This window comes from Segeticoccus rhizosphaerae (genome assembly GCF_005222685.1).
Classification (GTDB): Bacteria; Actinomycetota; Actinomycetes; order Actinomycetales; family Dermatophilaceae; genus Segeticoccus; species Segeticoccus rhizosphaerae.
The window spans coordinates 1-4,920 of the sequence record NZ_SWMA01000069.1; the positions used below are offsets into that span (position 1 = coordinate 1).

Sequence of the window (4,920 nt, forward strand, 5' to 3'; positions counted from 1 at the left end):
GACCACGACAGTGTCATCAGCTGCGACAACATCACCACCGTTCGCAAGAGCTCGGTCGGCGACACCATCGGCCTGCTTCTGGACGATCAGGAACCAGCACTGGCTCGAGCCATCAGCGATGCCTTCGACCTGGCGCTGATATAAGCGACCCGGCACAGACGATCCGAAGCGGGAATCGCCTGTGCCGTACGCCGATCGGCTAACGGACGCCCTGGTGGGACATGTGCCAAGCCGTCCCGTATGGCGCACCTCCGGAACCAGCCGGGCTCCGGGGGGCGACGCGGCCTGTTCTGGGGCCGCAGGCGGTTCGGCAGACGGGACGGTTCGCTCTCTACGCCGGGCCCGGCTCGCGATATCCGAGTCAGATTGCGCGTGCCTACGGCTGGCGGTCGGTTAGTAGGCGGACGAAGAGAGTCGCCAGGATAAGCACCAGACCCGCGGTGCGGAGCAGCGTCAGCACCTTTCCGGGCACACCGCCGAGCGACAGCGCAATGCCGCCGAGGAACAACACCACGGCGACGCCGAGCATGACGAGCTCTCGCTTGGGCGGACGTCGCAGTCGATAACGCGAGCGGTCGTGCTTGTCGTCGGCGGCACCCACGTTCGCAGGCTAGCGTTGAATCACTCAGGACTGGTCGCTCTTGCGCCTTTTGAAGCCGACACCGTGAAGCCGATGGTCGATCCGCTCACGGAACAGGTGGCGCGCGTAAGTGCGGGGGTCCCTACGGCTTTGTTCATGCATCCGCGGGCAGCCCGAGCACCTTGCTGATCGCCGGCCAGGCCTTGGCTCCGAGACGCTCGGCTGCGCCGGCGTCGCCTCCGACGAGATACGGCCTGTTCGGGTTGGGTGCCACCTCGCCGGGCAGCACCACCGGGTGGCCTGCACGGTCGTCGGTCACCAGCACCGTGCCCAGGCCGGCCGACTCCCGGCGTGCCACGATCCTGGCCGAGGCTTCGACGCTGGGCCAGATCTGGTCGTCGCCACCGGCGATGAGCACCAGCTCGCCTCTGAACCGCTCGACCGGGATGGTTGCCAATCGCAGCTGCTCCGGGGCGGCACGTAGCCGGCTGCGCCGGTAGCTCTCGATGAACGCCGGCTTGCCGGCCGGTGGCTGCCAGGAGCGGTCCAGCGGGACGAACGGGACAGGCCGCCCGTCCGAGGTCCACTTGCTGCGCGCTGGATCCTCCTCCCTGTCCACGTGGCCCTCCCAGGCCACATCGGTGGGCGCTATGGCGACCGTGGCGCTGACGCCGCCGACCAGCGATGCGGTCAACAGGGCAGCCTCGGCCCCGTACGACAGCCCGATCAAGCAGATAGCGTCACAGTCCTCGGCCAGCAGACCGGCTGCCTGGCCAAACAGCTCGAGCGGGACTTCGCGAGGCACCTGCGGGAGCCCGGGTCCGCCGAACCAGCGAAGCGCGAGGGCGGTAACCCCTCGCCCGGCCAGCATGTCCGCCCGCCCGGTGTCCATCCGGCCGCTGGACCCGGCCAAGACCAACGCCCCTACTCCGGCGGCCAACCGACTTGTCGGCCGAGCCCAGTAAAGGTTCGCATCATCAGTCGGCCCGAGCATGCTCCTCCTAGGGTGCCGTCCCATCAGCGAGAATACCGGTCATCTCCATCACTCCGCCGCATGCCGATCGCTCAACGGCTGCCTGCGGCGAGGTCTTCAAGGGGTCGCCAGTGGTGGAGCACGTGGCGTTGATCTCGGTCGAAGGCGAAGAAGTGACCTTGACCGGGCTGATCGAGTGCGCGGGTGATCGACCGGTCCAGCAGGGAGCACAGCAACAGCGTGCCGACGCCACCGTGAGAGACGACGACGACGTCGCCATCGCCGGCTCGCTCGTCGGCGAGCACGGCGTCGACCGCGGAGATGATGCGGCGCTGCTCATCGGCTGCCGTCGCCCACCCGCACACGCTCACTTGGGGGGACGCGAAGAACGCCTCGGCCAGATGCTCGAACCGTTCGGGAGCGACGAACCCGGTAGCTGAGCGGTCATTCTCCCCGAGATCCTCCCGCTCCAAGACCGGGACATCGGCCGGCGCCAGCAGCCGCGCAGTCTCACGCGCCTTGGTCTCGCAGGAGGTCCACACCGACGATGCAACAACCAGGAAGGGCGCGCCGGCCAGACCTCGAGCGCGCGCCCGACCCAGTTCCGACAAGTTCCACTGTGGCACCGGAGTGCCAGGGTCGACCCGGACCTGCGGGTGGCTCAGGAACCACACCGTCCGCCGATCTGCCACCCCCGAACGCTACCCCTGACCCTCGACGCGAGTTGTGAAACGCGGTCTGACAGCGGCCTCAGTGAAGGATCGTCCTACGAGACATTCTCTTGCCGGGAGAATCGCTGGCGGGCCGCCTGCCGGGAGACTCCCAGCGCGACAGCGATGTGGTTCCATGACCGCCCGTGCGCTCGGGCCACGTCGACGGCCTCCCGAAGCCGCGCTTCGTCGGCTCGCGTCGCCTCCGCGACAACCGCGACCATCCGGAGGTCTTCGGTGTTCTCGATCTCCGCCGTGGCCGGATCGAGCTCGTCGGCGAGCTTGTCAAAGCGCTCCGCGGCGTGCTCGATCTCCTCGTCTGTGTGTCGCATCATGATCACCTCCTCATCCGAGGAACCGGTAGAACTTGGGCCGAAGCGCCATCGCATGGATGGCCACCGGGTCTTCTCCGTCGAAGTCCAGCACTCCGACTTCCAGCAACGCGCCATCGGATGCCGGGCCGATGAGCAAGCTCAGGCCCTCACCCATCTCGTGCCGCCGCATCATGTTGCGGACGGCATGTTCGATATCGCCGTCGGGGACCCCGTGGCGCCGGGCTGGCCCACCGATCCTCATATAGACAATGTACCTTGTCTGACCGGCAGGAACCAGCAATGCCGGCTCGTCCCAGTCGGGGATCCTGCTACGGGACGCGTCCGGCAGCATTCACGATTTGGGGCAGCGGTGGCCGCTGTCGATCGTCCACGTGTGGTCGTTCAGTTGGGTTGCATGCAGCCAGACCCTCCCTGACTGGAGCATGACTCCTTCATCGTCGCGGTGACCGGTCCACTGCCTTGAGGAGGTGCCGTAGCCTGGCGTGCCGCCCTGCCGAATGAAGTGGAGTGCGGCCAGCCGGGGCGTGCTCGCACCGTGGCCGTTCAGGTCGAAGGAGAGCGCGAAGCCCGAGGCTTCATGACCGGGCGCACAGCCGGTGGTCGCGCGGGTGCCCGGACCGGCCGTGGTGGGGACTTGCTGGGGAGCAGCGGGTCCGATATCAGGTGAGGCACAAGCGGGCAAAACCGCGGCGCCGACGACGAAGGTGAGCAGGACCGCGACCGATCGCAGCTCCTGCCGGAGGCGACATCTCCATGGCATGCCCGAGGGGCAGTTCCTCATGGATAAGCTACCGGTCACGTTCGTCTGATCAGCGGGACCGCTCGGAGCGGCCCGGTCGCCAGCCCCCAGGTTGGGCTCGAGCCCGGCGTCGACGCAGCTCGTGCACGAGGACCTGCTCGCGATGGACCAGGTCGGCCACGTCGGGCTCCACGATGGCGCTTGGGCCGTGGCCCCTCTCCCGTCGCCGCGCTTGCCGCAGCGCGTCCTCGACCTCGGACAATTCCCAGATGAGTTCCCGCACCGACAACGGCGCACTTCGAAGCGACTCCATCTGGACCCCTTGCCCTCGGTCGCGAATGTGGTGAAACTACCCGCTGGCGCTGCTCGCACGGTCTGCCGTGAGGCATTCGTCATCCAGTCGTTACCGCCGCCACGGAACCCGGCGGGGAGAGCGTGCCGGCGCTCCCTCAAACACCGATGGGCTTGCGGATCATCTCTGCTCAAGTGCCCGCACTCACGCGTCGACGCTCTACCGTGTGAGTCGGCATGGGCTTCTTGGACAACCTTCGCCGAGTCGCGCATGACCGAAAGGAGGGCTTGGTGCAGGTTCGGGTGAGCGCTCATGCCTGCCCAGATGCGGATGCATGGTGGCCCTCAATCTTGCTCACGAGCATCGGGCCTGGCATGACGTGCTGGAAGCCGGTGACAGGGCAGCGCCCATAGAGGGATCGGCCTACGGGACGCGGTTGACCGATCAACCACCCGCCCGCCAAGATCGCCGGTAATGGTTCTCGCTGTGGGGCGGGGAGCGCGGCCGAGGCGGATGCCATCAGCGGTCGTGGTCAGGTGGCCCCTTACTCCATCCTCGACGCCGCAGGACTGCCCCGTTGCTCAAGTGGAGTTCGAGCCGCGGACCTCGAAGCCAGCGTCCGACCGCTACCTCCCGGGTCAAGGGATCGTCGTAGGCGTCGAGGAAGGCCAACAAGTCCTCGAGCACTTGGACTTCGTCCTCGCCCTGCTTAGCAAACTCCGTCCAGCCGTAGCCCCCGGGAAGGTCAAGGGTGAAGACTTCACCGTTGAACGCGTCAATCGCTTCCGAATGACGACTTGGGATGGACACGCGGACGACGACATATCCATCCCTCGTTGCGGGGTCGCCGGCGACGTAGCCCATCTGTGCGCAATGCCGTTTCAGTGCAGCGGTCAGCTGCGGCGCGTTGGTTGGCGGTTGTGGATGCTTCATCGCGTCGTCCTCCCAGTAGTGCTTCACCGCCGGCCGAAAGTTCTGGCCGTCTCCCTTGATGAATGCCGCCGCCTTTCGAACCTACAGCCATGATCTCTTCGCCCCACTCTCAGCGCAGCACGCCCGGGCTGGTCTCCGCCTCCCCGCACGCCGATCCCGCTGTGGGGGTGGCTGGTTGTCGGAGTGGTTCGGCCGACAGCAGTGCGCGGTGGAGCAGGTTTGTGGGGTGGCACGCGGCTGGCAGGCTGGCGGTCTTGTCGCGGGGGGAACGTGTTCCAGGTAGGAGAGTCCCTTGGGGTGGTGGGGTTTGAGGTCCAACGGCGGGGCTTCGTGAAGTAGGCGGCCATCGGCGGGATCT

Annotated in this window: 7 protein-coding genes; all 7 read right to left on the reverse strand. The window is 67.1% G+C overall.

Features of this window, described 5'->3' with window-relative positions; translation table 11 throughout:
- Nucleotides 1-376 precede the first annotated feature (376 nt).
- Nucleotides 377-601, reverse strand: coding sequence for a hypothetical protein (locus FCN22_RS21100; RefSeq protein WP_137123532.1), 225 nt, complete (start codon nucleotides 599-601; stop codon nucleotides 377-379).
- Nucleotides 602-734: 133 nt separating this feature from the next.
- A complete protein-coding gene (locus FCN22_RS21105; protein WP_162308293.1) occupies nucleotides 735-1,472 on the reverse strand; it encodes an alpha/beta fold hydrolase in 738 nt (245 codons plus the stop codon).
- A 173-nt stretch (nucleotides 1,473-1,645) separates the two neighbouring features.
- The gene (locus tag FCN22_RS21110) at nucleotides 1,646-2,245 is read right to left on the reverse strand and encodes a histidine phosphatase family protein (protein WP_137123534.1); all 600 of its coding nucleotides are present in this window, start codon (nucleotides 2,243-2,245) and stop codon (nucleotides 1,646-1,648) included.
- 74 nt (nucleotides 2,246-2,319) lie between these two features.
- Entirely contained in the window at nucleotides 2,320-2,598 is a 279-nt protein-coding gene (locus FCN22_RS21115) for a hypothetical protein (RefSeq protein ID WP_202911730.1), read from the reverse strand.
- A gap of 10 nt (nucleotides 2,599-2,608) precedes the next feature.
- Nucleotides 2,609-2,839 carry a hypothetical protein gene (locus FCN22_RS21120; RefSeq protein ID WP_137123535.1) on the reverse strand — a complete coding sequence of 77 codons (231 nt, stop codon included), beginning with the start codon at nucleotides 2,837-2,839 and terminating at the stop codon, nucleotides 2,609-2,611.
- Between the two features lie 568 nt (nucleotides 2,840-3,407).
- On the reverse strand, nucleotides 3,408-3,650 hold the full coding sequence (locus FCN22_RS21125; RefSeq protein WP_137123536.1) for a hypothetical protein: 243 nt from the start codon (nucleotides 3,648-3,650) through the stop codon (nucleotides 3,408-3,410).
- 498 nt (nucleotides 3,651-4,148) lie between these two features.
- Nucleotides 4,149-4,589, reverse strand: coding sequence for a hypothetical protein (locus tag FCN22_RS21130; RefSeq protein WP_137123537.1), 441 nt, complete (start codon nucleotides 4,587-4,589; stop codon nucleotides 4,149-4,151).
- Between the last annotated feature and the right edge of the window lie 331 nt (nucleotides 4,590-4,920).